Source organism: Haloechinothrix sp. LS1_15 (genome assembly GCF_033042135.1).
Taxonomy (GTDB): Bacteria; Actinomycetota; Actinomycetes; order Mycobacteriales; family Pseudonocardiaceae; genus Haloechinothrix.
Window position 1 is genome coordinate 372,765 of sequence record NZ_WBXM01000003.1, and the last position, 24,495, is coordinate 397,259.

Below are 24,495 nucleotides of genomic sequence, written 5' to 3' on the forward strand. Positions count from 1 at the left end.
GACGTGGCACTCCTTCCCGCGAGGGCAGCGGCAGCTTCGTGTGTGGTGAGTCAGCGCACACGAATTACCTGTTACAGTATGTCTCAGTAACATGATCGCACAGCTCTGTGAGACGTACGGCACAGTCGCCGGAGGGTGAGTGATGCCCCGAGACCCGTCAGTGATCGTGATCGGCGCCGGGATGTCCGGCATCGGACTCGCGGTCAAGCTCAAGCACGCCGGGATCACCGACGTCACCGTGCTGGAGAAGGCCGACGACATCGGGGGCACTTGGCGCGACAACACCTATCCCGGACTCAAGTGCGACGTACCCTCGGCCTTCTACCAGTTCTGGTTCGACCGCAACCCGGACTGGTCCCACTTCTTCTCGCACGGTGCGGAGATCCATCGCTACTTCCGTGACGTGGTCGACCGGCACCGGCTGTGGCCGCACATCCATCTCGGCACCGAGGTGACCTCGGCGACGTTCAGCGAGAACCGGTGGCGCGTGACCACGGCCGACGGCGCGGTACGCGAGGCAGACTTCCTCGTCTCGGCGACCGGCGTGCTCCACCGCCCGGTCGTGCCGGATATCCCTGGTCGGGACGCGTTCACCGGTGCGGCGTTCCACTCGGCGCGTTGGGACCACTCGATTCCGTTGGCTGGCAAGCGAGTCGGAGTCATCGGCACCGGTTCCACCGGGATGCAGATTGTCACCGCCCTCGCGGGCGAGGTCGGCGAGCTGACCCTGTTCCAGCGCACCCCGCAGTGGGTGCTGCCCATCCCGAACTGGCGCAACGGCCGGGTGACCCGCAGGCTACGCTGCTCGGTGCCCGGTGCCACCGCGCTGGAGTACCGGCTGGTGCGGGCGATATTCGGTATCTTCGTCGCCGCGCTCATCCGGCCCGGCTGGCAACGCCGGGCGGTCAGCGCGGCCTGCCGGGCCTATCTGCGCACCGTCGGCGACCCCGAGCTGCGTCGCAAGCTCACCCCGGACTACCAGCCCATGTGCAAGCGGTTGGTGATCTGCTCCGGCTTCTACCGCGCCGTCCAACACCCCGACGTGCACCTCGCAGCCGAGGGCATCGAGCGGATCGAACCGTCCGGAGTGGCCACCACCGACGGCAGGCACCACGAGCTGGACGTGCTGGTGTTCGCGACCGGTTTCGACTCCCACGCCTACCTGCGCCCGGTCGAGCTCACCGGGCCGGACGGCAGAACACTTAGCCAGGAGTGGGCAGGCGGTGCCCGCGCCTACCGCACCGTCGCGCTCCCGGGATTTCCCAACTTCTTCATGCTCATGGGGCCGCACAGCCCGGTCGGCAACTTCTCGCTGATTCCGGTCGCCGAGGTGCAGGCCGACTACGTGATCGCCTGGATCCAGCGATGGCGGCGCGGGGAGTTCACCGCGGCAGCGCCCACGGCGGAAGCCACCGACACTTACAACGCGTGGCTGCGCGCGGCGATGCCGGACACCGTGTGGACCACCGGGTGCGATAGCTGGTACCTCGGGCCGGACGGCACCCCGGAGGTCTGGCCGCTGTCCCCGCAGCGCCACGCCGCGATGCTGCGGCAGCCCCACACCGACGAGTTTACGGTGGTGTGAGGCGGTGTGGGGGAGGGAAGTTAGGGCGGCGCGCCTGCCGACCGCCACTGAGGACGCACACCGCCAGCTGCTTGGCGTGCTCGACGGCGTGCGTCACCACACCGACCGGCTGCGCGACCGCGACGCCGTCGTGGAGCAGCAGGAGGTTCTCGGCGATGCGTTCGGGGTCGTCGTGCCCGCTGTCGAGCGCCAGTGATGCCAGGTAGTCGCGGAGCCAACGCTTCTGTTCGATGATCGCGGCGTGCCCGGGGTGGCTGGACTCGGCCAGCTCGGCGTAGGCGTTGACGAAGGCGCAGCCGCGCGAGCTCACCTGCGACAGCCACTCGGCGAGCGCGTCGAACGTGACGAGCAACGCGTCCGTGGGAGTGGTGGCGTGCTCCTCGACGAAGCCGGTGAGCCAATCCCGCCACCGCCGGTCCCGCTCGCGGAGATAAGCGGTGATCAGTTCGTCCTTGGAGCCGAACCGGTCGTAGAGGGTCTTCTTGGTGACTCCAGCCGCGTCAGCGATGGCCTCGACGCCGACAGCATTGATGCCGTACCGGTAGAACAGCTCACCCGCTGCTGTCAGCACGCGCGAAGCGGCCGGGGTCAGCTCGCCCGCCGGCGTACGCGGCCGTGGCATCAGCGATCTCCTCCACCGCGACCGTAGCCGATACCTCGTTGTACTCCATCCATGTTTGTTAACTATACCGATATGTATAGTTAACTTCTGACAGGGATCTCCATTCGAAGATGAGCAGGGGTGTGATGACTCAGACCGGCGCGACATCGGTCCGTGAACTGAACGACCAGGGTCGGACGACGGTCACTGTGCCCGAGCGCATGACCGCGGTCGTACTGAACCGGCACGGCGGCACTGACGCACTGGAGGTCAGAAACGACGTGCCGACCCCGCTGCCCGGCGACGACGATGTACTGATCGCCGTCGCGGCGGCCGGAATGAACAACACCGACATCTGGAGCCGCGAGGGAAGCTACGGAACGGCAGGTGATCCGGCCGCCGTCGGCGGATGGCGCGGAGTGCCGCTCGCCTTCCCACGGATCCAGGGCGGTGACATCGCGGGCACGCTCGTCGGGGCAGGGAGGAACGTCGACGTGTCCCGGCTCGGCCATCGCGTGCTGGTCGACAGCGCCATCTACGACGGTTCGAGCGCGCAGGCCCGTCCGGTCGGGTTGCTGGGCAGCGAACGCGACGGTGGATTCGCCCAGTACGTGCGGGTCGCATCGCACCGTGCCCACGACGTTGAGGCAAGCCCGTTGTCCGACGAGGAACTCGCGGCGTTGCCGATCGCGTACGGCACCGCCGTGGGAATGCTGGAGCGTGCCGGCGTCCTCAGCGGCGAACGCGTTCTCGTTACAGGGGCGGGTTCGGGCACCTGGTCGATGTGCTCGCCGAAGGCGGCAGGCTCGTCGTGGCGGGTGCGATCGCGGGCGCGGAGATCACCACCGACGTCCGCCGCCTGTATCTCCACAACCGGAGCATCATCGGTTCATCGATGTGGACACCCAAGCACTTTCGCGAGCTGGTCGACCACGCGCGGCGCGGCACGTTCCGGCCGGTGATCGCCGAGACTTTCGCCTCCACGAGATCGTCGCCGCGCAGGAGGAGTTCGACAAGAAGCGGTTCGTGGGCAAGTTCGTGCTCGCCGTGCCCCGGGACGGTTGAAGCCAGCACCGCAGGCGCTGGTGCGAGTTCCACCCGCACGGGCAAACGCGGCAAACGCGGTGAAGGCGGGTTCACATGGACTGTTCGGGTCGGTCGGGTTCGGCCCAGGCGGTGTGGAAGGTGCCTTCGCGGTCGGTGCGTTGGTAGGTGTGTGCGCCGAAGTAGTCGCGTTGGGCTTGCACGAGTGCGGCGGGTAGGCGTCTGGCGCGGACGGTGTCGTAGTAGGCCAGGGCGGAGCTGAATCCGGGGGTGGGGATGCCGTGGGCGATGGCGGCGCTTGTCACGGTGCGCCAGGATCGCTGGGCGTCGGCGAGGGCGGGGGTGAAGGTCTCGGAGCGCAGCAGGCTGGGCAGTGCGGGGTCGGCGGTGTAGGCGGCGCGGATGTCGTCGAGGAAGCGCGCGCGGATGATGCAGCCGCCGCGCCAGATCGCGGCCAGGGTTGCCAGGTCGATGTCCCAGCCGTACTGCTGGGCTCCCGCCTGGATCTGGTGGAAGCCTTGCGCGTAGGCGACGATCTTGGAGGCGTACAGTGCCCGCTCGATGTCCTCGACCGTCATGTCCGGCTGCTGGGCTGTTGGCGGGGCGGGCAGGTCGCGTCCCGCGTCACGCAGTGTGGAGTTGCCGGACAGCGAGCGGGCGAAGACGGCCTCGGCGATGCCGTTGATCGGCACGCCCAGCTCCAGGCCGAGCTGGACGGTCCAGCGGCCGGTGCCTTTCTGCTCGGCCTGGTCGGCGATGATGTCCACGAACGGTGCCCCGGTGGCCGGGTCGGTGTGCGCGAGGATCTCGGCGGTGATCTCGATCAGGTAGGAGTGCAACCGACCCTGGTTCCAGCCGCGGAAGATCTCGGCGATGTGGGCGGGCTGGTAGCCGAGCGCCCCGCGCAGCAGGTCGTAGGCTTCGGCGATGAGCTGCATGTCGGCGTACTCGATGCCGTTGTGCACCATCTTGACGAAGTGGCCCGCGCCGTCGGAGCCGATGTGGGCGCAGCAGGGTTGGCCGTCGACGCTGGCGGCGATGCTTTCCAGCAGTGGCCCGAGATGGCGGTAGGCCTCGGCGGAGCCGCCCGGCATGATGCTGGGGCCGTGCAGCGCCCCTTCCTCACCGCCGGAGACACCCGTGCCGACGAAGTACAGGCCACGCTCCCGCAGCTCGGCCTCGCGGCGGCGGGTGTCGGCGACGTGGGCGTTGCCGGCGTCGACGAGGATGTCGCCGGACTCCAGCAGCGGCGCGAGCTCGTCGATCACCGCATCGGTCGGCTCGCCTGCCTGCACCATGACGACGATCTTCCTCGGCCGCGCCAGCGCCGCGACGAACTCGCGGGCCGTGTAGGCCGCGACGAACGAACCTTCCTCCCCGAACTCGTCGACCAGCTCCCTTGTGCGCTGCGGGCTCCGGTTGTGCACCGCCACCGGGTGGCCGCGCCGTGCCAGGTTGCGGGCCAGGTTACGGCCCATCACTGCCAAGCCCGTGACGCCGATCGTCGCCGTTTCATCCATCTGCCGCCGTCCTTCCGAGTCCGCAGACTGCCTGCGCTGCCATCGCCATCCTGCCGCACCGCGGGCGCTCGCACCCGATCGTATGCCCGGTGGATTGGCGACTGGTGGGTGTGCGCGCGCCGAGCTCGATACGCACTGCGGCCCAGCGGCGCAGTAGTCTGCCTGCCAGTCGAGTCCGATCCGGCAGTCGGAGCCGGGGTGAGAATCACCTCGTCCCGGTGGTGGGGGCGCTGGTGCTCGCCGCACTGACAGCGCCCGTGGTGACACTCCCGGTTGCCGCCTTCGCGACGAACCGTTGGCGGGCGCCGCTCGCGGCGGCGAGCGTCATTCCTCGCCGGGCGGGTTGTTGTCTTCCGGCGGGTCGTCGTCCTCGTCCGGCGGGTCCTCGTCCTCGTCGTCGGGCGGGGTTTCCTCCTGCTGATCCTCGTCCTCGTCGTCGGGCTCCGGGCGTTCGGCGTCCTCGTCCTCACCGTTGCGGCCCTGATTCGGCTGCGGCTCCGCATCCTCTTGCGGGGCTTGCGGCTCCGGTTCGGGCGCTTCGGGCTCGGGACCGACGGTGTCGCGTCGCAGGATGTCATCTCCGTTGATCAACAATTCGTCGTCGGTGGCGATGAGCGTGAGCTCGTGGAGCTCGGTGATGACGCTGCCGTCGGGCATCGACAGCTCGATCTCGACGCGCACCCGGTCTTCCCCGGTCGCGTCCGGACCCGAGGTCACGGTCACTGCGGACACCGCTGACCACCGGTCGAGATAGCTCTGTCTGCCCTGCTCACGCAGCGCCGGGCCGAGACGGTCCCATGCCTGCTCGGCCTGGTCGGGTAGGAGCGCGTAATACTCGGACACGGCCTGTTCGCGCTCGTCGGCTGTCATGGATGCCGCCGACGCGGATCCCGAGGTGTCACCCGCTCCCAGCAGCGCGTAAAGACCTACGCCGGCAAGCAGCGCCACGGCCAGGCCTACGAGGAGGTAGGCGAGCTTGCGGCGACGGCCCTGACGGTGTGCATCCGCTTCGGCGGGCGCGGTCATCGTCCGCTCTGGCCCGTCGGGTTCCCGCTCGGTCTCGGGCATCAGCGCCGTTGCCGGGGGCGTGCCCGGCAGGGTGGCGGTGGGGGACGGTGCTTGCGCCCGGCTGTCCCATTCCGCGGTCGCCTCGGCCACCGCTTCCGGTAGTGGCAAGCCGGATGCCGCCGCCCGCAACGCCTCGGTGGCCTGGCCTGTGGTGATGCGTTGATCGGGATCGGCGCGTAGCATGCCGGCCAGTACCGGCGCCAGGATCCCGGCCTGTTGCGGGGGCGGGATGGCGCCTTCGCCGACCTTGTACAGCAGCGCCAGCGGGTTGTCCGCGTCGACCCCGAACGGTGGTGTTCCCTCCACCGCAGCGTACAGCGTGGCGCCGAGAGAGAAGACGTCGGAGCTGGCAGTCGGCTGCTTCCCGCGCGCGACCTCGGGCGCGAGGTAGGCGGGCGTGCCAGCCAGCAGGCCGGTCTGGGTGACGACGACGTCCCCGGTGGCGTGCGAGATTCCGAAGTCGGTGATCTTGACCGTGCCGTCGTCGGCGACGAGGAGGTTGGCGGGCTTGACGTCCCGGTGGACGATCCCCGCCGCGTGGGCCGCGGCCAGCGCCGCTGCTGCCTGACGCCCGATCTCGGCGGCGGACTCCGGGGCGAGCTGGCCCTGCTCGGCGAGGATATCGGCCAGGCTCCGCGACGGCAGGTACTCCATGATCAGCACCGGCAGGCCGTCGTCGAGGATGACGTCGTAGACGCCGATGGCGTTCGCATGATCCAGCCGGGCTGCGACCCGCCCCTCCCGCATAGCCCGCTCCCGCGCCTCCTCCGCACGCGCGGAATCCGTCATGGGCTGCTGCACGAGCTGCTTGACCGCCACCTGCCGCTGCAGGACTTCGTCGGTCGCCAGCCAGACGACACCCATCGCACCGCTACCGAGCTGCTGTCGCAGGCGGTAACGGCCAGCCAGCAGGTCACCGGAGTCAAGCAACGCGGCTCCTCAGACGCACAACGTTCACCTGCTCAGGTTAGCTTGCGCCCGCGACAGCATTGCCAAGCGCGGGGTGCAGTACGGGAGGCGCGAAGGGAAGTGGCGATGCTGGCTTCACAGCGCTGAAAGCCGCACGACCGGACTCCGCTGCGCTCGACGGTTGACTGGGCGTTCGCCCCGCCTGGCCTCGGTGGCCGCCGTTTTGGGTCGCTGAGGTGCGGCGTCAGTGCTCGCGAGCGTCGAAGCCCGGCCCGCACGCTGGCCGGGCTGTCCGGCCGCTCGTGTCCGGCGCTACGGCACTCCGTGTCGGGAAGTGACCGGCGTGATCGGCGTCAGCACATCGATGCTGACTGGCGAGTTCGATCACGAGTAGGAGATCGTTCTCGGCCGGGCCTGGGCCCAAGCAGTCTCGGGAGCGGACGGGCCTGCACCTCTTGCTGAACATGTGGCGGCACACCGCCCTGCCGGAGCTGCGGGATCCGGGCGCTTACTGCCGCGTCTGGCCCGGGCTGAGGATATCGCACGTACGTGACAGAACCCGCGTTCCGTGTTGTTCGAGGACATGCAGGTGGCGATCGAACAGCGACTCGGTCGGTAGTTGTACCGGATCGTTCGGGGTTTCGACACTGTGGAGCCGGTGGCCCCGTTACCGGCTGAGGCTAAGAACAGCGGGAAGACCACTTACTTCTTGTGCAGTGGCTGTCACAAGGACGGATGACTGAAGCGGCGGACGACCGCCGACTCTGCTATGCGGATCGGGCTGATCGTCAACTGGCTACCTCTGATCACTCACTACACGTGGAGATCGTCACGGGGTTGATCTCCGCGTAGGTCGGCAAGGTAACTCCCTCCCCGCTTCACGGACGATGTCGTTTCTGCTGGGCACGAGTGCGGTCCCCTTTCGGCTTCTAGTTCCCGCCTGTGTCGTTGGCGTTGTACACTGCGCGGACGCGGGCGAGCCGATCACGCCACCACGCGGCTTGGTCGGGGTTGGTGAGTTCGTAGGCGTCGAGCAGGGTGGGGTCTGGGGTGGGTGGTGTGCGGGGTACCGGCAGGTAGCCCTCCGCTGCCCGCAGTGAGCCGGGGCCGGACACGATGTCGCTGTCGAGCAGCGAGAGCGTGCCAAGCCCGCAGGCGAAGTCCAGTTCGGGTAGAGCGGCGGCGAGAGCGACCTGGGCGGCGAGGCCGACGCTGGTTTCCAGCGCGGAGGAGACCACGCAGGGCAGCCCGGCGGCTTCGGCGACTTCCAGGGAGCGGCGCACCCCGCCGAGGGGCGTGCACTTGAGCACGGCGACATCGGCGGCGCCCGCGACGGCGACCCGTAGCGGGTCGTCGGCGCGGCGGATGGACTCGTCGGCGGCGATGCGCACATCGACCTGGCACCGGACGGCGGCGAGTTCGTCGATGGTGCGGCAGGGTTGCTCGACGTACTCCAGACCTCCTGCAGCCTTGTCGAGCCGGCGGATGTGGGACACGGCGGTGTCGATGTCCCAGACCCCGTTGGCATCCACCCGGATCGCCCCGTCCGGGCCGAGGGCATCCCGGACGGCTTCGACGCGCGCGAGGTCTTCGGTCAGCGACTCAGGATGGTCGGCGACTTTGACCTTGGCGGTCCGGCATCCGGAGTTGGCGGCGATCTGGTGGGCACGTTCGGGGCCGACGGCGGGCACGGTGCAGTTGATCGGGATGGCCTCGCGTACGGGTTCGGGCCAGCCGACGGTGCACTGTTCGATCGTGGTCGCCAACCACCCGGCGGACACGGTGTCGTCGTAGTCGGTGAACGGGCAGAACTCGCCCCACCCGGCGGGGCCTTCGATCAGCATTCCCTCGCGCACGGAGATGCCCCGGAAGCGGGCGCGCATCGGGATCGCGTAGACGCGGGCTCCGTCGAAGTCGAGCTCATTGGTCATCAGGTGGCGGTGTCCTCGTCTGGGAGTGTCGGCTGAGCGGTGTAAGCGGTCGGGTTTCTCGCTGGTGGTGCTGGGGGCGATGCGCGCTTCGAACCCGGTGGCGAACGCGCTGAGGGGTTCTTCCAGCGCATGGCCCAGCGTGCCTTGCCCTTGCCGGTGGGGTCCAGCGAGCGGCTCACCAGGTACGGTCCTTTCATCGCTGCTTGCTCGTGGGGGAAACGTCCGCGTGCCCGGGTCGCTCGCCGATACCCGGCATTCAGAGATTCGATGGCATTGGCTGAACAAGCCACCTTCCTTGTTTCGGGGTCATAGTCCAGAAACCGGATGAATTCTTCCATGGGCTGTACCTTCCACCCGAATGGAAGGTACAGACTGTAGCCGGACACCGAGAGCAGTGTTTGACCAGGGCGGGAGATACGGTGCGCATTGGAGAACTGGCGCGACGGGTCGGAGTGAACCCGAAGACCGTTCGCTACTACGAGAACATTGGGTTGCTGGCCTCGGCCGAGCGGACCAGCGCTGGTTACCGCGTCTACGGCGAGGGCGACGTCGACAGGGTGGGCTTCATCAAAGCTGCACAGCGGTTGGGTATGCGCTTGGATGAGATCGCCGAGGTACTGGCCCTGCGTGATGCGGACACACGTCCCTGCGGCTATGTCCGCCGCGTCCTGCGCGAACACGTGGTCAGCATCGACGACCGCATTGCCGAGCTGCGACGCTTGCGCACGCAACTCGTGGATCTCGACGCGCGCGCCGAGGAGCTGGCCGCCGATCCTGATGTGGGGTCCGCCTCGTGCCCGCTGATCGACAACGTGCGCAGCCACGGCGATGCCCGGACTTGACCTTCCACTGGGCTGGAATCTCTAGCGTTCCCTGTGGAGGTGATGAAAAATGGCACAGCGCCACATCGAGGTGTTCACGACCGGCTGCCCAGGCTGCGAACCCGCAGTGAATCTGGTGCACGAAATGGCCGGTCCCAACTGTCACGTAGTCGTACGCGACCTGCGAGGCAACGGTGACGCCACCGTCAAGGCCGCAGAGTACGGGATCACCCGTGTCCCCGCTGTCGTGGTGGACGGCCGTGTGGCTGAGTGCTGTACGGGCGCTCATGGCCCGACCCGAGAGGGCCTGTCCGCAGCAGGCGTCGGCCGCTGCTGACGCCCAGTGGTGGTCCTGTCTGGACGCGGGCGGGACCATCACGTCGGCCCATACCACCTTCTCAAGGTCAGATGCCAGAAGAATCCAACAATCAGACTCTGTCAAACCCGGGGCGCATCACCCTCGACGCCCTCGGCGACCGAGGTGTGAATGGTGCCGGTTCCGGTTGGATACTGCGTGCATCATGCAGGACAGGACGGGCACCGTCATTCTCTCCACCAAAGGGGTAGCCGAGCTTCGGGCGCGAGGCAACCGCTCGGCTCGATGCCGCGTGTATGCACGTGAGACGCTTCGTGTCTGAGGCACAGCGCACACTATCGGGGGAGGTTCATCATGTCGGGGCCGAAAGCACGTCGACTTGTGGCCGTACTGGCCAGCGCGACGGTTGTACCATCGCTCGCTGGCGGACCAGCATCTCACGCATCGCCCGAGATCTCTGTCTACACCGCTGGCTACGACTCAACGCTTCCCACTGCCGAGGTCGACAAGCTCGACCCGACGGGGGAAAGGCTGTGGCGCTTCAACGGCGGCGGGATCGGCGACGATGTCGAGGTCGACCCCGACGGCTACGTACATGCTGTGGTGGCCAACAGCGTGGTGAAGTTCGACCCGAACGGCGAGGTAGTGTGGTCCTATCCGGGTAATCTGGACGAGTTCGTCACGACAGTCACCGTCGATGCCGACGGGTTCGCCTATGCGGGTGTCGAGCGAGAAGAGGGTGTCACCACCACATGTGACGTTCGCAAGCTCGACCCCAACGGTTCCCTGGTGTTCAGCACCAGCACACCGTGCGTTCCCAATGCACTCGCTATCGATGGTGATGGAAACGTCTATTCCGCCGGTTCACGGCAGATTGTCAAGTACACACAGGACGGGGAGGTAGCCTGGCGCTACGGTGAGCATGACGGCATTGTGCGCGGTGTGGCGGTTGATCCGGAGGGCATGGTGTACTCCGCGAGCTGGGACGACGAGGTACACAAGATCGATCCCGACGGCCAGCGGGTCTGGGCGTACACCGGGCACTCAGACTCGGTGTTCGACGTCGCGGTCGACAGCGAGGGGGATATCTATACTGCTGCTGCCGACTTCGAAGTGCACAAGCTCAGTCCGGAAGGGGAACGGTACTGGGCTTACACCGGGCACCACACGGGACGCGTGGTCCAGGTGGCGGTCGACGAACACGGCAATGCCTACACCGCAAGCCAGGATGACGAGGTACACAAGATCGATGCTGACGGTAATCACCTATGGGCATATACCGGTCACACCAGCGCCGTACGTGCCGTAGCGGTCGATCCGGGTGCATACACGGTAGCTGGCCACGACCGCGGGCGGTAAGGTCGAACGCTTCGACCCGATGTGCGGCGGGAGCACCTGTGGTACCGCGAAATCGAGTTCTCCGGCAGCCTCAAGCGGCGACAGGCGGCGCTGATGCGCGGATTCGGCGACCTCACCGAGAAACTTGAGGTAGCGGTGGACCGCGACGATCTGCTCGGCACCACCCACCGGACCATGGCCGGGCACCACGTAGTTGCCGAAGGTGTGGTCGGTGTGGTGATGCGTGTCGACCAGCGACCGCACCGGGCGACGTGCATCCAGCTGGGCGACCGTACTCATCAGGGCACGACCACGCTGTTGGGCACCGAGCGCCAACCGCCTGCGACACGCTCGACCTCGAGGGGTAGGTGCCCTCGATCGGGACGGTGGCCTACGCGCTCGATCATGCCTTCGCCGAGACCGCGATAGGCCTGTACAACACCGAGCGTCCGTGAGGAGTCGCCGTGTCGCACCGGCCCGCTGGCCAGCCTTAGCTACGGTCAACGACACAACCAGCAGGTGGCAGTCCCGGTACAACACCGAGCGGATCACGCACCGCGTCGGCCGGGACTCACCCGCCGACCACACTGCTTCATCGTCACCTGGAGCGGTTCGGCGTCGCGTCGGCTGGGCGGTTGTTTCGCAGCTTGACCGGCGGTGAGCTGGCCGAGTCCACCATCCTCCGAGTGTGGGACCGGGCACGCAAGGCGGCCTTGAGCGAGCAGGAGTATCACTCGGTGCTGGCGCGCCGCCCCTACGACCTGCGGCACGCCTGCGTATCCACCTGGCTGGCAGCCGGAGTGCCGTCGACTCAGGTGGCCGAGTGGGCCGGGCACTCCGTAGCGGTGCTACACCAGATCTACGCCAAGGTCCTCGCCGGGCAAGAAGACACCGCCCGCGACCGCATCGGGAAGGTCCTCGGCCTCGACGCCCCGTCCGAGCGCGTCCACGAATAGTCCACAGATAGCCGACTAGCCCCGGTGACAGCCGTATATGGCCGAACATCACACCAACGGCCCCTCGCCGGGTTTTCCCTGGTGAGGGGCCGTTCAGGGCTGCTCTGTGGTGGTGCCCCCGGTGCGACTCGAACGCACACTACACGGATTTTGAGTCGGCTGGCCGGAATCACTTAGTCCTGTTACCTGCATGTTCTCCGATTGGAGTTGTCCATGAAGCACTGAGAGTGCCGCAACCGACCGCAGTTCATGGACAAGAGCATGGACAAGTCGAGGTAGCGAGTGGGGTCGTCAGAGGATGGGGAGGCAGGTAACGGCGATGACTGGTCGCGAGCAGGCTGATCGCCACATTTCGGCATAGTAAGCCCACTGAGATCCTCTCATTGGAGCGAATGACGAAGTGTGCTGATCCTGCGCCCCTGGCGTGTCGAACCGATGTGAGAGGCGAGGGTGTCTGCTTGCTCGACCTGCTTGCGGGCTTCGATCGGCTCATCGCAAGCGGCCAATGCTTGGGCGAGGTCGACGCGTAGCGCGGTTTCGGCGCGGGTGAAGGTGGGGTCGAGGTGGTCGAGGGCGGTGGTGAGGACGTCGATGGCTTCGGGGTTGCCGGTGCGGGCGAGGGCGTGGCCGCGCCAGCGGGCGAGGTGGATGGGGTCGAGGGCGACGTAAGGTCCGTCGGCATCGGCGGTGTCATTGGGTAGCAGCGCGTCCGCTTCGTCGAAGGCGCGCTCGCTGGCCTCGGGTTGCTGGTCGGCGGCGAGTGCTTCGCCGTGGGCGGCGGCGAGCCAGGAGCGTATGAGGCGGCTGGTGGTGCGGTGGGTGCGTTCGCGGGTGGCGGCGAGCATGGTGTTGGCGTTGGCGGTGTCGCCGAGGTCGATGAGTACGAAGGCTTGCCCGGCGATGGTGTGGGCGCGGTAGGCGGGGTGTTCGGTGTCGCTGACGGCTATGCGGCCGTGTTCGTAGTGTTGCCAGGCGATGTGCATCTGGCCCATGTCGAGGGCTTGCCATCCGGCGAGACTGTGCAGTTCGGACAGTAGTGCGGCGAGCTGGGATCGTGTCGCGGGGGTGAGGCTGTGGTGGAGGAGTTGGGTGACTTGGCGGGTCTTGGTGAGCACTTCGTCGTGGGCGATGATCGCGCCGAGCTGCCGGTCGAGTCGTCGGGTGGCGTTGAGCTGATCGCGTAGCAGCGCCAGTGTGGTGCTGTCGATGCGGGCGGCGGCGTGCAGCATCCGGCGTAGCTCGCGCTCGTCGTCGCGCTGGTCTCGCACGGCGGTGTGCGGGGGTGCCAGGAGTTCGTCGATGGTGGTGTCAAAGATGCGTTCGAGTAGCCGGGCGGTGGCTGGCCGGGGGCGGCCGAGGGGTTGCCCGTGGGCGCCGTGTCCGGCGACGAGCCGTTTGAGGTGGCGCACGCTGAGCGTGCCGGGTTCGCCGTGCTGGCGGGCGAACTGCTCGGCGTAGTCGGCGAACTCTTCCAGGGACTGCCTGCGTTCGCGGATCTTGTGTTCCAGCAGCGTGCGCGGCGACCGCGCGTGCTCGCCCCCGGTGGCGCCGCCTGGAGATGTCCCCGTCATGTCCCGCTCGTGTCCTGTTCCGGTCCCATGCGCTAACGACAAGCTGATTTCAGTGTGACACAGGCGTTCGTGCCTGGTCAGACCGGTGACGTATGTGGAGGCGATAGTGAACGGGACACAGCGCCAGCCACGCGAGCGCGCGGTACGGGCCGCGTGGGTGGCGTGCGTGCACGATGGTCATGAGCACGTGGTCACCCACGCCGAGCTGGCGGGACGCTCCCAACAGCGGGGCCGGTATCGAGCGCTGTGCGGACACGTGGTCATGCCCGGCGCGCTGGGCGAGGCCCCCGGCCCGCCATGCGCCCGGTGTCGGCGGTTGGCGTGGGCGCATCCGCGCCTGGTGACCCCCGAGCGGGCACGCGAGTGGCGCCAGCGACGCGAGCGCGCCCAGCACGGGCCAACGACCGGGCGAGCGCGGTGGTCGCAGTCTCCGGTGGGGACGGGCTTGACCCCGACCTCGCCCGTTCCCACCGGGTTCCACCCCGCAGGGGGTGAGGGCTGATGGGGGTGCGGTTGCTGATCGCCCGCCCGGTGGCGGGCACGGTGGGCGAGACGCGGCGGGTGGCGCATGTGTTGCCCGCGCCGCAGCCGGGGGAGCCGTTGCCGCTGCGGCTGGTGGCGTTCTGCGGGGCGGTGTTCGGGCCGGATGAGCTGGAGCTGATGGACGGGCCCGGGGGCATGCCGTGTGAGCGATGCTTGGCGCGGATTCCCCCGCCCGGTAGGGAGCTGGGCGAGGGGCCGGGGTAATGGCGGGCCCGCTGGTGGTCTCGGATGCCTGGCGCTGGCGTGGGGTGCACTGGCACGCCTACCTGTTGCCCCGCAGCGACACCGCCCGGTGGCGGTACCGGCACGTGCGGTTGGAGACCGCGCCGGATGCGGTGTTGGCCGATCCGGTGGCGGTGGCCGACTGGATCGAGCGGCACACCCGCGCGCGTATCCAGCGGCGCCGGACGTGGGCTCCGGCGGAGCAGCGGTGGGTGTCCTGTGGGGATGCCGAGGAGCTGGCGCGGGCGCGGCGGATGCACCTGGCGATCGCCTCGCGGGGCGACTCGCTGTATGTCGACGTGCCCACCGCCAGCGGCGTGATCTGTCTGTTCGTGGAGGCAATCAGCGATGAACACTGCACCCACCCCTACCCCGATCCCGGCCCCGGCGAGGCCGCCTGAACCGCCGACAGCGGGGGGTTGCCCGGAGGGACGGGCGCATGCCCCGATCCCGGTGCAGGGCGGCGGGGGCAAAGTCTGCGCCAAGTGCGGCCAGCCATGCTAGGCGAGCAGGACCCCGGCAATGGGTCGCGCGCCTGTCACTGTGCGGCGATCGCGCAGCGGCTGGCCGCGATCGAACAGCGCGTGGAACGACTGGCCACACTCGCGGGCCGGTTGGTCGCTTCTGTCGACCACCTGGCCGAACAGGTCGGCTGTGACACCCCACCGGAGACGTCCGACCCCGAGTCCGGTGGTGCCCCACAGTGACGGGTGTGACGGGCTCGCGCGCACCCGTCACACCCGTCACGCACCATGTTTCCCCAGCGCAGGAGCCCTGATGGCCTGTCACGGCGGCTGTGACGGGCACCCGGCGGTGTGACGGGCGGTTGTGACGGCCTATCCATCGTCCTTACCGCCGCCGTGGTGATCGAGGGCGGCGTGGATGTCGGCGGTGCGGTAGCCGCGTACCTGGCGGGATGTGCCGTCCTGGTCGACTATCCGGCGCCGGACCGGTTGGCAGCCGAGGTCGTGCATGCCGCGTGCGAAGGTGGTGGCGTCGGTGTCGAGTGCGTCGAGGAGTTCGGCGGTGGGCACGAACTCGCGCCCGTGCTCGCTGTCGAGGTCGTCGGCGAGGTAAGCGGCCACTGAGGCCAGTGGTTCCGGCACGTTGTCGGCCTCGTGCCCGCCGGAACTGCCGTGGCCGCTGGCGAGGGCGGCGACGGACGGCGCGTGGTCGAGGCGGGGGGTGTGGTGGTGTCCGGCGGCGTGGCCGGTCAGGGTGCCCTCGGCTTCGCGCAGGGTATGGCCGTGTTGGCAGAGGGCGTTCCAGTCGTCGCCGGGTACGTAGTAGGTGCGCACGGTCGTGGCGACCTCCTCGCCGCTGGTGGTGTCACCGTCGGGGCGGAGGATGCCCACGCCTTTGTGGGCGGCCAGCAGGCGGCTGGCGTCGTGGCCTCGGGTGTTCATTTGCTCGCCGAGGATGATGTTGGAGTCGCGCCAGTCCATGACCCGTAGCGCGAACCGGGAGCCCAGCACGGCGCGGAGTCCGGAGGGGATGGTGCGGGAGTCGGGGCGTTGGGTGGCCAGGATCAGCACCACCCCGGCGGCTGGGGCTTTCTTGGCCAGCCAGGTCAGTAGCTCGCCGATGCGTTCGCCTGTGGGTAGGCGTTGCCCGTCGACGGTGACCGGGGTGCGGTCTTCCAACGGCACTTGCACCTCATCGATCACGAGCGCGGTGATGGGCATGTCCAGCGCGGGGTCGCGCGACATCGCCGGGGTGATCTTGGATTCGGGGCAGGTGGCATCATCGAGCTGGCGCATGCGTCGGTAGCGGGACTGCACGTGCTCGACCAGCTCGGCCAGCCAGTCCCGCAGCGCGAGCACATGATGATGGTCGTCGCCGGACAGGAACCGATACGCCACGGCTTGGGCGGCGTCCCAATCCTTACCCGCCTTGAAATCGGCGACATACAGCCGCGCGTGCGGGTCGAGGATCAGCCCGCTGGCGGCCAGCCGGGCGGCGAAGGTCTTGCCCTGCCGGGGGATGGCCCCGATCAGCAGCGAGGTCCACACCAGCGGCAGCACCACGGGCCGGTCGCGGGCGTCGCGACCGAAGGGCACCGGCTGCCACGCATCCCACCGCTCCGCGTCCCGTAGTGGGGTGCGTTTCGGTGGGGTGTCGTAGGGGTCGGTGTCGGCCACCCACAGGGCGACGCGTCCGGCGTGCCCGCCGGTGCCGCGCACCCGCTCGACCACAAGCTGCACCTCGTCCACCGCGAGTGCGGAGGCCAGCGCGTCGCGATGCTTGAGCACATCCACCGCCTTACGGGTCGCCGGGAGGTCGAGGGTGACCGCCCACCCGTGGCCCTGGCGGGTGGGGCGATCCACCAGCCGCAGCGTTTCGTCCTTGCCGATCAACCGGGCGTCCCGGAAGGCATCCACCAGAATGTGCGGGTCCATGGTCCAGGTCAGGGAGCGCGGCCCGGCCAACGCCTGCCTGCGCCCCGGCTGACCATCCCGCCGTCGCCCGAATACCGCCAGCACCACCGCGAGCGCGCCACCGACGAGCCAGAGTAGACGGTCATCAGACAGCAGGACGCTCCACGTGACAGCCAGTGCGGCCACGGCCAGCGCGGCGCCGGTGACCTTCCACCGGAACAGTGCCAGCGCCCGGATGTCGGTGTACTTATCGGCCAGCTTGCCCGCCTCCTCGGCCGCCTGCCGGTAGTCGGCCACCGACACCCACCGCCGCCACACCCGACCCGCCGTCACCGTGCCCCGCACCACCGCACCGGCGAACCGCACGGGCGAGGTGAGCACGGCGGCGAGGGCATCCTTGGCGGCTTGCGTGAGCTGGGTGCGGTCTTTGAGCCACAGCGGCACACGCGGCGAGCCCCTCCACCGCGCGGCCAACCACTGCCACCACCGACACCACCGTGACGGGTGCTGCTGGTGTTGCCCGTTCGGCGGTATGTCGTCGATGAGTTCGGCGTCGTAGACCGGACCGACATGCTCCACCGCCCCCGACGGTTCGGTACCGGGTGGGTGGGGTGGCCGCCCGGAGGCGACCACCCCCTTGCCGTCCGGCCGCTGGTGCTGCTGGCCGGTCATGGCCGCCCACCCCGCTCCCGCCTGCTGACAGGCAGTTCGGTGACCGTGAGCGTGCGGGTGAGTACGTGCGCGGCGATGACGTTGGGCACCGCCAGCAGGATGATCAGCAGCGTGGTGTTGTCCACATAGTGGATCACCAGCCACTGCGCACCCAGCAGCGCCGCCGCCGTGACCGCGACGCGCCCGGCCAGCGAGACCAGGCGGGCACCCGCGCGGGCGGCCTCAGCCGCCCGCCGGGCACGCCGGGAGCCCGCCCGCCACGCGATCACCAGCGCCAACACCACGCCGATCCCAGCCAGAACCTCGGTGGGGGACAGGTCCAGCGTCATCGCCACCCACCCCTATCCTCGTGCTCGTCGGGCTCGTGGTCGGGTTCGCCGGGCTCGGGCGGGTGCTCACGGTGCCAGCGCCAGATCGGATACAACCGCTGCCGATCCTGCTCGCACATCCCACCCCACACACCGACCGTGTGCTCCCCTCCGGCGCGAAGCTCCAGCTCCAGGCACTCCTCCATCACCGGACAACCCGCGCACAGCCAGGCCGCCAGCGCCCGATCGGCATCCTCGATACCGGAGTGCTCCGGGATCTCGTCGCGGTCGAAGGCCCAGAAACACAACCCGTCCCGGGTGACCAGCTCGGCCAGCACCTCATCCGGCACATGCCGCAACTTGGTCAGCTTGAATGCCAGCTCATCCAGGTGATCCCGATTCATCGGGCACCACCCCCGAACCGGCCATCCAACTCCCGCGCGGTACGCCGCTCCTCGATCAGCCGAGCCGGATCGACACAGCCACCCGACTCGACCACCTCAGCGATCAACCGATCCAGCGCGGCCGCCGGGACGACATACCGCCCCCGAATCCGCACCGCCGGGAACGCATCCTCCCGGATGGCTCGATACACCGTCGCCGGATTGACCCGCAACAACTCGGCAGCCTCAGCCACCGTGTAAAACGCCGGCCGTCCGGCACCAGAAGACACAGGGGTACTCATGAGGGATTTCCTCCAACAGAATGGAATGATTTCAGTGGAAAAACAAGCTGATATCAGCTCAAAATGGAGCGTGATTGCTCCGAAAGCGCGACGCTGCCCAGGATTGGCGCCGCGGGGAATGCGTTAAGCGTTAACCTCGCCGTGCAGGCGGAGCACGGAGGAATAGGTGACCGAGAATTGGGCGGCGGTCGCGCGAGCGATCAACGAGCGCGTGACCGAGCTGGGGTTGCGCCAGCGCGAGCTGGCCGAGCGCTCGGGTGTGTCGCAGGCGATCGTGCGTGAGATCCAGCACCACACCGTGCAGCGGCGCCGCAGCGCCCGCACCCTCGAGGCGCTGTCGCTGGCACTGGAGTGGCACCCGCAGCACCTCTCGGCTGTCCTGCGTGGACAGAAACCGCTGGATCCCGGCCAGACCGGGGACGCAGTCACCGACCAGATCCTGGCCCGCCTGGAGGCGATGGAAGACCGGCTCGACGACATCACCGAACGCCTCGACACGGTCGACCGCCGCCTGTCCTCGATGGCCGAGAAGTTCACCGGCTCGAACGGACGGTGAGCCCGCCATGGTGGGGGAGCGGTCGTGTCCGTGTGCCCGCTCTGCGGGCCAGTTGGTGTCTGTGTGCATGTCTCCAGGACACGCCACAATCGCGCCCGCTAACAGATGGCGGCAGTTAACCCCACGGGTATTAACTGCGATTAATTCGCCTGGTCACAGCCGTTATCGGGGGCGGTGAGAACCATGGTTGCGACCCGGCTGCAAAGCGTGCGCCAGCAATCCGGCTACTCGGCGGCCCGGGTGATTCGCCTGCTGTGCGAGCGCGCGGCCGCGCGTGACATTCCGGTCATGACCGAGGCGAGCCTGAAAGTCAAACTGTCCCGGTGGGAAAACGGCCGCGAAACCGTCAGCCAGCCCTACCGGCAACTGTTCCGCGAGATCTACGGCCGCACCAACACCGAACTCGGATTCCCGCCCGAACAGGACGCCGATCCCGATGCCGAGGAGCTGATCACCCGGCTGGACCGCGCCCGCAGCGTCGACGCCGAGGCGGTGCGGCTGTTTCGTCAGCAGGTCGACCACGCCCGCCGGGTTGATCGCCAGTTCGGCGCGCTCACCCAGCTCGACCAGCTCCGTAGCCACATCAGCCAGGTGGAAGATCTCCTCGGCTACAGCACCGCAGGCACCGCCCGCACACAGCTCGCGGGCGTGCTGGCCGAAGCCTCCGCCCTGGCCGGATGGGAAGCCCTCGACCGCAACGCCATCCGGCAGGCCTGGCAACACCACGAAACCGCCAAAGCCGCCGCACGCGAAGCCGAATCACCCGCCCTACTCGCCCATGCCACCGCCCAGCAAGCCTTCATCCTCACCGACCTCGACCACCCCCAGGCGGCCGTCGACCAGCTCGCCCACGCCCGCACCCTCGCCGAACACACCGCCCCCGCGCTGCTGCGCGCCTGGCTGGCCGCCGCCCACGGCGAGGGCCTGGCCGCCACCGGCCACCGCGAAGGCGCCCTACGCGCCTTCGACCAGGCCGCCAGCCTGCTGCCGGATGATCCCACCGACCCCGAGCTACCGTTCCTGTTCCTCGGCGGCGCCCACCTCGACCGCTGGCGCGGCCACGCCCTCGCCCGCCTCGGCGAACACGAAGCCATCGACCAACTCACCAACGCCCTACCCCGACTACCTACCGACTTCACCCGCGCCCGCACCGCCATGCTCGTCGACCTCGCCTACGCCCACGCCGCCGCAGGCGATGCCAGCACCGCGCGCGACTACGCCCGGCAAGCCCGCAGGCTAGCCAGCCAGATCACCTCCGACCGGCAACTACGCCGACTCGGAAGCCTCATCCTGCCCACCCGCTAGGCCACGCGTAGCGCAGTAGTACAGCAGCGGCACCAACGCCCCCGACCCCAGCAACTCCTGCCGCCGCGCCAGCTCCGGCACCCGGCGCAACGGCACCCACTCCAGCGTGCCGACCTCCTCAGTATCGGTTGGCTCACCCACCCGCTCAGCCCCCCGCCACAGGAACACATCCACCGGTGCGGTCACCTGCCCCGGCAACGGCTCAAAGCTGATCAAATGATCGGGCTCTCCCAACGGGCGCCAGCCGCTCTCCTCAGCCGCCTCACGAGCCGCCGTAGCCGCAGGTTCCTCACCATCCTCGACAAGCCCCCCGAGCAGCTCATACCCCCACTGGCCCGTGACGAAGCGGTACCGCCACAGCATCAACGCCCGGTTGTGCTCATCCACCACCAGCGCGATCGCGATCCGGTGCAGGTGAACAACGTGATACTCCCACCGCTGCCCATTCGGCGCCTGCACATCAGTCAAGCCCAACCGAACCCAACGGCTGTCATAGATCGACCGCTCACCGAACGTCTGCCAGGAGGCCTGTTCCTCAGTCACGAGGGTCAGGGTACGGGGCAACGCCAGGCTGACTTTGCTCCCTCACTTCATACAACTAGCTCGATCGTTTGGGCATGCGAGAGCCGAGGATCTCGGCGGCTTTTCGGTCGCTAGCAGCGACCCAAGCGGCATAGACGCGCAGCGTCGTGGCGCCACCTCCGCCGTGCCCGAGGCGCCCGGACACAGTCGGCAGATCAACGCCAGCCGTCAGCAACTCGGTCGCCGAGTAATGCCGCAGCGCGTGTATGTGGGTATCCACGCCCACGCGGCGCGCCATGGTGCGGTAGCGGGCGCTCACGGCGTTGGGGGAGTAGGGCTCCGAGTGGTCCGGCGTCTTGCTGCCGCTGAAGACGAACAGCTCGTCGCTGAAGTTCTTACCGAGCGCTTCGACACGCGTTTTCACCCGCGCCTTGTGTTCCCTGAGCAGGGTGATGGTCTCGCTGTCGAGTGCGATGCGGCGGTTCTGGTGGGTCTTGGTGTCCTTCTCTTTACCCAGCACCCAGTTGCGGCGTAGATCGATCACCTCGCCGTCGAAGTCGATACAGGAGAAGCGCAGACCACACAGTTCGCCCCGGCGCATGCCGGTGGCCATGACAAGCCACACGAGGGTTCCCCAGTCGTCGTCCATGGTGAAGGCTTCCTCGGCGAGCCGGGCGGCTTCCGCCGGGGTGGGCGGGTCCGGTGATGGCGGCTTCGGCTTCGGTCGGCGCGCGGCGCGTGCCGGGTTGTTCGCGATCCAGCCCCACCGCTCGGCGGCGGACAGGGTGCCGCTGATGATGGCGTGAAGCTGGCGGATGGTCGATGCCGACATGGGGCGGCAGCGGTGAGCCACACACCCGCTCTCGGTGCAGTCGTGGTCCGCGTCGCGCGCCTGGTGTTTCTCGATGAACGGCTTGTCGTCACAGCGCGAACGGCAGCGCCGCAGCTCGGTGTAGAAGCCTTCCAGCGTGCGTGCGTCGATGTTCTTGGCAGGCACCGAACCGAGGACCGGTCGGATGGTGCGCTCAATGTAGCCCACGTATGTATTGCGGGTGCTGTCCTCGATCTCTGTCACCCGTAGCCACTCGTCGAGCGCGTAGCCCAGGGTGACAGAGGAGGCCGCCGCCCGCTGATTGGCGACCCGGTCCTGGAACTCGGCGAGCTTGTCCTCCGCCCTGCGCCAGGCCGCCTTGTCGGTGCCCTTGATCGTCTCCGAGAGATACGTATCCTTGCTGGTCACAGGGTCACGCCCGGCGTACAGGCGGACCTGGAGGGAGCCTCCCCGTTGACGGATGTTCCCCCTCGTTCGACCAACACGACTAGCCCTGGCCATGGTGTCCAGCCTAGCTCATGGACACAGTCATGGACAGGGCTTGCGCCTGTTGATCTCTCTTCGGTTGTTGGCCCAGGTCAGGCCCTGTGCCCCCGGTGCGACTCGAACGCACACTACACGGATTTTGAGTCCGCCGCCTCTGCCGATTGGGCTACGGGGGCGATGATCCAACTCTACGGCATGGCTCGCGGTGCTAGTACTCCAGGTCGGTTACGGGTGAGCCGCGAGTCACGCATGTTGCGAGCAGGCTTCCGCCGCCAGCTCCTACCCCCGGTAGGCTGTCGCAACAACCCAGATCGACCCCATCCACGTTTGCAGGAGGACTTCCGGTGACGGAATCGACCGCCGAAGCCCAGCGGCGAGTGCTCGTCGCCGAGGATGAGGCCCTGATCCGCCTCGACCTGGTCGAGATGTTGCGGGAGGAGGGCTACACGGTCGTCGGCGAGGCCTCCGACGGAGAGGAAGCCATTGCGCTGGCCACCGAGCTCAAGCCGGACTTGGTGATCCTGGACGTCAAGATGCCGAAGATGGACGGCATCGAGGCCGCATCGAAGATCACCGGGGATCGGATCGCGCCGGTGGTGATCCTGACGGCCTTCAGCCAGCGCGACCTCATTTCGCGTGCGCGCGAGGCGGGTACGATGGCCTACCTCGTCAAGCCGTTCGCCAAGCGTGAACTAGTGCCGGCCGTGGAGCTGGCGGTCAGCAGGTTCGCCGAGCTGCAGGCGCTGGAGGCCGAGGTAGAGGGGTTGAACGAGAAGCTGGAAACGCGCAAGCTCGTCGACCGGGCCAAAGGGTTGTTGATGACGGAGCAGAGCCTCAGCGAGCCCGAGGCGTTCCGCTGGCTCCAGCGCACTGCCATGGATCGCCGGACGACGATGAAGGAGATCGCCCAGGCGGTGGTGGACGGTATCGGGAAGTAGCCGGTGGCTGATGCACGCGGTTCGATCACGATGTGAAAACGGCCAGTGAACAACTCTGGGCAACACGGCGTGCTACGGCTACGTTCAGTCGCCGGAGAATGCCACTCTTCGTGCGACGGTGTGATCCGCTGGCGTACGGCTGAGGAAGGAAGACAGGGAAACCCTGGTGAAACCACGGAGTGTTATCGCGCGAGCGCTTGCCGTGCTGGCGTTTCTCGCGCTGTTCATACTGGCGCCGGGCACGGCACTGGCCGCCACGGGCGACCCGGCCGAACCCGGCGTCGCCGACACGAGTCAGGTAACGGAGTCCGCACCTGCCGAACGGGTCGATGTGGTGGCCCGGGGCGGCCCAGCCGACGTCGAACTGCTCGCAGCGGGAGGGGAACGCGAGGCCTCGATCCTCGCGCAGGAGCCCGATGATCCGGTCGACGATCCCCCTGCGGGCACCGAGGACGAGATCGACGAACCCGCGCCGCCGGTAGGCGCACCGTTCCAGGAACGGCTGGCCCAGACGTTACTCACCGGGCTCCAGTACGGCGGCATCATCGCGATCTGCGCCGTCGGGCTGTCGCTGGTCTTCGGCACCACACGCCTGATCAACTTCGCCCACGGTGAGCTGGTCACGTTCGGCATGGTGGTCGCGTTCTTCTTCAACGCGGCGGTGATCGGCCCAGGTCTGCACATCATCCCGGCGACCGTGCTGGCGGTCATCGTGGGTGCGTTGCTCGGCGCTGGGCTGGATCGCGGATTGTGGCGTCCGTTGCGGATGCGCGGCGTCGGCCGGATCAACATGTTCATCATCTCGATCGGGCTCGCGTTGCTGATCCGGCATCTCATACTGATCGTGTACGGCTCTCGTCCGGGGAACTACACCGACTATCAGGTGCAGCCGGTCATCAACTGGTGGTGGTTCTCCGCGACGCCACGCGGTCTCTGGGTGCTCGGCCTGTCGGTGATCGTGTTGCTCGCTGTGGCGCTCATGCTGGAACGGACCCGCGTGGGCACCGCGATCCGGGCGGTCGCCGACAACCGCGACCTCGCCGCTTCCTCCGGGATCAACGTCAACTACGTGATCATGGTGGTCTGGATGTTGGCAGGCGGGCTCACCGCCTTCGGTGGTGTGATGTTCGGGCTGACCCAGGTGGTCGCCTGGGACATGGGCTTCCGCCTGCTGCTGCTGATGTTCGCCGCAATCATCCTTGGAGGCCTGGGTAAGCCGTACGGCGCGATGGTGGGTGGATTCGCCGTTGGCGTCGTCGCCCACGTGTCGACCCTCTGGTTCCCGGCGGAGCTGCAGAACATGTGGGCCATGCTGGTGCTGATCGTCGTGTTGATCGTCCGGCCGCAGGGCGTCCTCGGCCGCAAGGAAAGGGTCGGGTGAGGGGGCC

25 protein-coding genes, 1 tRNA gene and 1 pseudogene are annotated in these 24,495 nt (G+C 68.1%); 14 read left to right on the top strand and 13 right to left on the bottom strand.

Annotated elements, in window-relative coordinates; genetic code table 11:
- Positions 1-142 precede the first annotated feature (142 nt).
- The gene (locus tag F8178_RS06935) at positions 143-1,585 is read left to right on the top strand and encodes an NAD(P)/FAD-dependent oxidoreductase (protein WP_317493827.1); all 1,443 of its coding nucleotides are present in this window, start codon (positions 143-145) and stop codon (positions 1,583-1,585) included.
- Here F8178_RS06935 and F8178_RS06940 read toward each other — a convergent pair.
- Positions 1,572-2,207, bottom strand: coding sequence for a TetR/AcrR family transcriptional regulator (locus F8178_RS06940; RefSeq protein WP_317493828.1), 636 nt, complete (start codon positions 2,205-2,207; stop codon positions 1,572-1,574). The two genes, F8178_RS06935 and F8178_RS06940, sit on opposite strands and share 14 nt — an antisense overlap.
- Before the next feature lie 125 nt (positions 2,208-2,332).
- Here F8178_RS06940 and F8178_RS06945 point away from each other — a divergent pair, with 125 nt between their 5' ends.
- Entirely contained in the window at positions 2,333-3,148 is an 816-nt protein-coding gene (locus F8178_RS06945) for an alcohol dehydrogenase catalytic domain-containing protein (RefSeq protein ID WP_317493829.1), read from the top strand.
- Positions 3,149-3,322: 174 nt separating this feature from the next.
- On the opposite strand, the gene gndA is transcribed toward F8178_RS06945, so the two are convergent.
- The 4 genes and pseudogenes from gndA to F8178_RS06965 all read right to left on the bottom strand — a co-directional run.
- The gene (gene gndA, locus F8178_RS06950) at positions 3,323-4,750 is read right to left on the bottom strand and encodes an NADP-dependent phosphogluconate dehydrogenase (protein WP_317493830.1); all 1,428 of its coding nucleotides are present in this window, start codon (positions 4,748-4,750) and stop codon (positions 3,323-3,325) included.
- A gap of 324 nt (positions 4,751-5,074) precedes the next feature.
- A complete protein-coding gene (locus tag F8178_RS06955; RefSeq protein WP_317493831.1) occupies positions 5,075-6,748 on the bottom strand; it encodes a serine/threonine-protein kinase in 1,674 nt (557 codons plus the stop codon).
- A 908-nt stretch (positions 6,749-7,656) separates the two neighbouring features.
- Positions 7,657-8,658: an o-succinylbenzoate synthase gene (locus F8178_RS06960; protein ID WP_317493832.1), complete on the bottom strand. Its 1,002-nt coding sequence runs from the start codon at positions 8,656-8,658 to the stop codon at positions 7,657-7,659.
- A gap of 81 nt (positions 8,659-8,739) precedes the next feature.
- A pseudogene (locus F8178_RS06965) lies at positions 8,740-8,993 on the bottom strand (transposase); the annotation flags it as partial.
- Positions 8,994-9,077: 84 nt separating this feature from the next.
- Here F8178_RS06965 and F8178_RS06970 point away from each other — a divergent pair.
- From F8178_RS06970 to F8178_RS06980, 4 genes are all read left to right on the top strand, one after another.
- A complete protein-coding gene (locus F8178_RS06970; RefSeq protein ID WP_317493833.1) occupies positions 9,078-9,500 on the top strand; it encodes a heavy metal-responsive transcriptional regulator in 423 nt (140 codons plus the stop codon).
- Between the two features lie 49 nt (positions 9,501-9,549).
- Positions 9,550-9,816 (top strand): thioredoxin family protein, encoded by a 267-nt coding sequence (locus F8178_RS20395; protein ID WP_396345051.1) that lies wholly within the window; start codon positions 9,550-9,552, stop codon positions 9,814-9,816.
- Between the two features lie 333 nt (positions 9,817-10,149).
- Positions 10,150-11,154 carry a PQQ-binding-like beta-propeller repeat protein gene (locus F8178_RS06975; protein ID WP_317493834.1) on the top strand — a complete coding sequence of 335 codons (1,005 nt, stop codon included), beginning with the start codon at positions 10,150-10,152 and terminating at the stop codon, positions 11,152-11,154.
- Positions 11,155-11,768: 614 nt separating this feature from the next.
- Complete coding sequence (locus F8178_RS06980) at positions 11,769-12,089, top strand: hypothetical protein (RefSeq protein ID WP_396345053.1); 321 nt, start codon at positions 11,769-11,771, stop codon at positions 12,087-12,089.
- Between the two features lie 380 nt (positions 12,090-12,469).
- On the opposite strand, the gene F8178_RS06985 is transcribed toward F8178_RS06980, so the two are convergent.
- Positions 12,470-13,660: a hypothetical protein gene (locus F8178_RS06985; protein WP_317493835.1), complete on the bottom strand. Its 1,191-nt coding sequence runs from the start codon at positions 13,658-13,660 to the stop codon at positions 12,470-12,472.
- Positions 13,661-13,766: 106 nt separating this feature from the next.
- Between F8178_RS06985 and F8178_RS06990 the strand changes: the two genes are divergently transcribed.
- The 4 genes from F8178_RS06990 (at position 13,767) to F8178_RS07005 (ending at position 15,132) form a co-directional block, all read left to right on the top strand.
- Positions 13,767-14,162, top strand: a complete 396-nt coding sequence (locus F8178_RS06990; RefSeq protein WP_317493836.1) for a hypothetical protein — start codon at positions 13,767-13,769, stop codon at positions 14,160-14,162.
- Complete coding sequence (locus F8178_RS06995; RefSeq protein ID WP_317493837.1) at positions 14,162-14,407, top strand: hypothetical protein; 246 nt, start codon at positions 14,162-14,164, stop codon at positions 14,405-14,407. The genes F8178_RS06990 and F8178_RS06995 overlap by 1 nt, the downstream gene beginning before the upstream one ends.
- Positions 14,407-14,826 carry a hypothetical protein gene (locus F8178_RS07000; RefSeq protein WP_317493838.1) on the top strand — a complete coding sequence of 140 codons (420 nt, stop codon included), beginning with the start codon at positions 14,407-14,409 and terminating at the stop codon, positions 14,824-14,826. Before F8178_RS06995 ends, F8178_RS07000 begins: the two co-directional genes overlap by 1 nt.
- 96 nt (positions 14,827-14,922) lie before the next feature.
- Positions 14,923-15,132, top strand: coding sequence for a hypothetical protein (locus F8178_RS07005; protein WP_317493839.1), 210 nt, complete (start codon positions 14,923-14,925; stop codon positions 15,130-15,132).
- 129 nt (positions 15,133-15,261) lie between these two features.
- On the opposite strand, the gene F8178_RS07010 is transcribed toward F8178_RS07005, so the two are convergent.
- Genes F8178_RS07010 through F8178_RS07025 form a run of 4 tightly spaced genes read right to left on the bottom strand, consistent with a single transcriptional unit; the run spans position 15,262 to position 18,468 of the window.
- On the bottom strand, positions 15,262-17,475 hold the full coding sequence (locus tag F8178_RS07010; RefSeq protein WP_317493840.1) for a cell division protein FtsK: 2,214 nt from the start codon (positions 17,473-17,475) through the stop codon (positions 15,262-15,264).
- On the bottom strand, positions 17,472-17,804 hold the full coding sequence (locus F8178_RS07015) for a hypothetical protein (protein ID WP_317493913.1): 333 nt from the start codon (positions 17,802-17,804) through the stop codon (positions 17,472-17,474). Before F8178_RS07015 ends, F8178_RS07010 begins: the two co-directional genes overlap by 4 nt.
- Complete coding sequence (locus F8178_RS07020) at positions 17,801-18,187, bottom strand: WhiB family transcriptional regulator (RefSeq protein WP_317493841.1); 387 nt, start codon at positions 18,185-18,187, stop codon at positions 17,801-17,803. The genes F8178_RS07015 and F8178_RS07020 overlap by 4 nt, the downstream gene beginning before the upstream one ends.
- Complete coding sequence (locus F8178_RS07025) at positions 18,184-18,468, bottom strand: helix-turn-helix domain-containing protein (RefSeq protein WP_317493842.1); 285 nt, start codon at positions 18,466-18,468, stop codon at positions 18,184-18,186. The genes F8178_RS07020 and F8178_RS07025 overlap by 4 nt, the downstream gene beginning before the upstream one ends.
- Before the next feature lie 166 nt (positions 18,469-18,634).
- On the opposite strand from F8178_RS07025, the gene F8178_RS07030 reads away from it, so the two are divergent.
- Both F8178_RS07030 and F8178_RS07035 read left to right on the top strand, forming a co-directional pair.
- The gene (locus F8178_RS07030) at positions 18,635-19,024 is read left to right on the top strand and encodes an XRE family transcriptional regulator (protein WP_317493843.1); all 390 of its coding nucleotides are present in this window, start codon (positions 18,635-18,637) and stop codon (positions 19,022-19,024) included.
- A 183-nt stretch (positions 19,025-19,207) separates the two neighbouring features.
- Positions 19,208-20,329: a tetratricopeptide repeat protein gene (locus tag F8178_RS07035; protein ID WP_317493844.1), complete on the top strand. Its 1,122-nt coding sequence runs from the start codon at positions 19,208-19,210 to the stop codon at positions 20,327-20,329.
- Here the strand turns inward: F8178_RS07035 and F8178_RS07040 are convergent.
- The 3 genes from F8178_RS07040 to F8178_RS07050 form a co-directional block, all read right to left on the bottom strand.
- Positions 20,291-20,872 (bottom strand): NUDIX domain-containing protein, encoded by a 582-nt coding sequence (locus tag F8178_RS07040; protein ID WP_317493845.1) that lies wholly within the window; start codon positions 20,870-20,872, stop codon positions 20,291-20,293. The genes F8178_RS07035 and F8178_RS07040 overlap by 39 nt on opposite strands.
- A 55-nt stretch (positions 20,873-20,927) precedes the next feature.
- Entirely contained in the window at positions 20,928-22,091 is a 1,164-nt protein-coding gene (locus F8178_RS07045) for a tyrosine-type recombinase/integrase (protein WP_317493846.1), read from the bottom strand.
- A gap of 180 nt (positions 22,092-22,271) precedes the next feature.
- Positions 22,272-22,345: transfer RNA gene (locus tag F8178_RS07050), tRNA-Leu, on the bottom strand.
- Between the two features lie 168 nt (positions 22,346-22,513).
- Here F8178_RS07050 and F8178_RS07055 point away from each other — a divergent pair.
- Positions 22,514-23,107 (top strand): response regulator, encoded by a 594-nt coding sequence (locus tag F8178_RS07055; protein WP_317493847.1) that lies wholly within the window; start codon positions 22,514-22,516, stop codon positions 23,105-23,107.
- A 166-nt stretch (positions 23,108-23,273) separates the two neighbouring features.
- Complete coding sequence (locus F8178_RS07060) at positions 23,274-24,488, top strand: branched-chain amino acid ABC transporter permease (RefSeq protein WP_317493848.1); 1,215 nt, start codon at positions 23,274-23,276, stop codon at positions 24,486-24,488.
- The last annotated feature ends 7 nt before the right edge of the window (positions 24,489-24,495 follow it).

Bases quoted from the DNA above. Each gene is read 5' to 3' on its own strand.
- F8178_RS06935 (WP_317493827.1), top strand. From the start codon at position 143: ATGCCCCGAGACCCGTCAGTGATCGTGATCGGCGCCGGGATGTCCGGC.
- F8178_RS06940 (WP_317493828.1), bottom strand. From the start codon at position 2,207: ATGCCACGGCCGCGTACGCCGGCGGGCGAGCTGACCCCGGCCGCTTCG.
- F8178_RS06945 (WP_317493829.1), top strand. From the start codon at position 2,333: ATGACTCAGACCGGCGCGACATCGGTCCGTGAACTGAACGACCAGGGT.
- gndA (WP_317493830.1), bottom strand. From the start codon at position 4,750: ATGGATGAAACGGCGACGATCGGCGTCACGGGCTTGGCAGTGATGGGC.
- F8178_RS06960 (WP_317493832.1), bottom strand. From the start codon at position 8,658: ATGACCAATGAGCTCGACTTCGACGGAGCCCGCGTCTACGCGATCCCG.
- F8178_RS20395 (WP_396345051.1), top strand. From the start codon at position 9,550: ATGGCACAGCGCCACATCGAGGTGTTCACGACCGGCTGCCCAGGCTGC.
- F8178_RS06975 (WP_317493834.1), top strand. From the start codon at position 10,150: ATGTCGGGGCCGAAAGCACGTCGACTTGTGGCCGTACTGGCCAGCGCG.
- F8178_RS06985 (WP_317493835.1), bottom strand. From the start codon at position 13,660: ATGACGGGGACATCTCCAGGCGGCGCCACCGGGGGCGAGCACGCGCGG.
- F8178_RS06995 (WP_317493837.1), top strand. From the start codon at position 14,162: ATGGGGGTGCGGTTGCTGATCGCCCGCCCGGTGGCGGGCACGGTGGGC.
- F8178_RS07000 (WP_317493838.1), top strand. From the start codon at position 14,407: ATGGCGGGCCCGCTGGTGGTCTCGGATGCCTGGCGCTGGCGTGGGGTG.
- F8178_RS07005 (WP_317493839.1), top strand. From the start codon at position 14,923: ATGCTAGGCGAGCAGGACCCCGGCAATGGGTCGCGCGCCTGTCACTGT.
- F8178_RS07010 (WP_317493840.1), bottom strand. From the start codon at position 17,475: ATGACCGGCCAGCAGCACCAGCGGCCGGACGGCAAGGGGGTGGTCGCC.
- F8178_RS07015 (WP_317493913.1), bottom strand. From the start codon at position 17,804: ATGACGCTGGACCTGTCCCCCACCGAGGTTCTGGCTGGGATCGGCGTG.
- F8178_RS07020 (WP_317493841.1), bottom strand. From the start codon at position 18,187: ATGAATCGGGATCACCTGGATGAGCTGGCATTCAAGCTGACCAAGTTG.
- F8178_RS07025 (WP_317493842.1), bottom strand. From the start codon at position 18,468: ATGAGTACCCCTGTGTCTTCTGGTGCCGGACGGCCGGCGTTTTACACG.
- F8178_RS07035 (WP_317493844.1), top strand. From the start codon at position 19,208: ATGGTTGCGACCCGGCTGCAAAGCGTGCGCCAGCAATCCGGCTACTCG.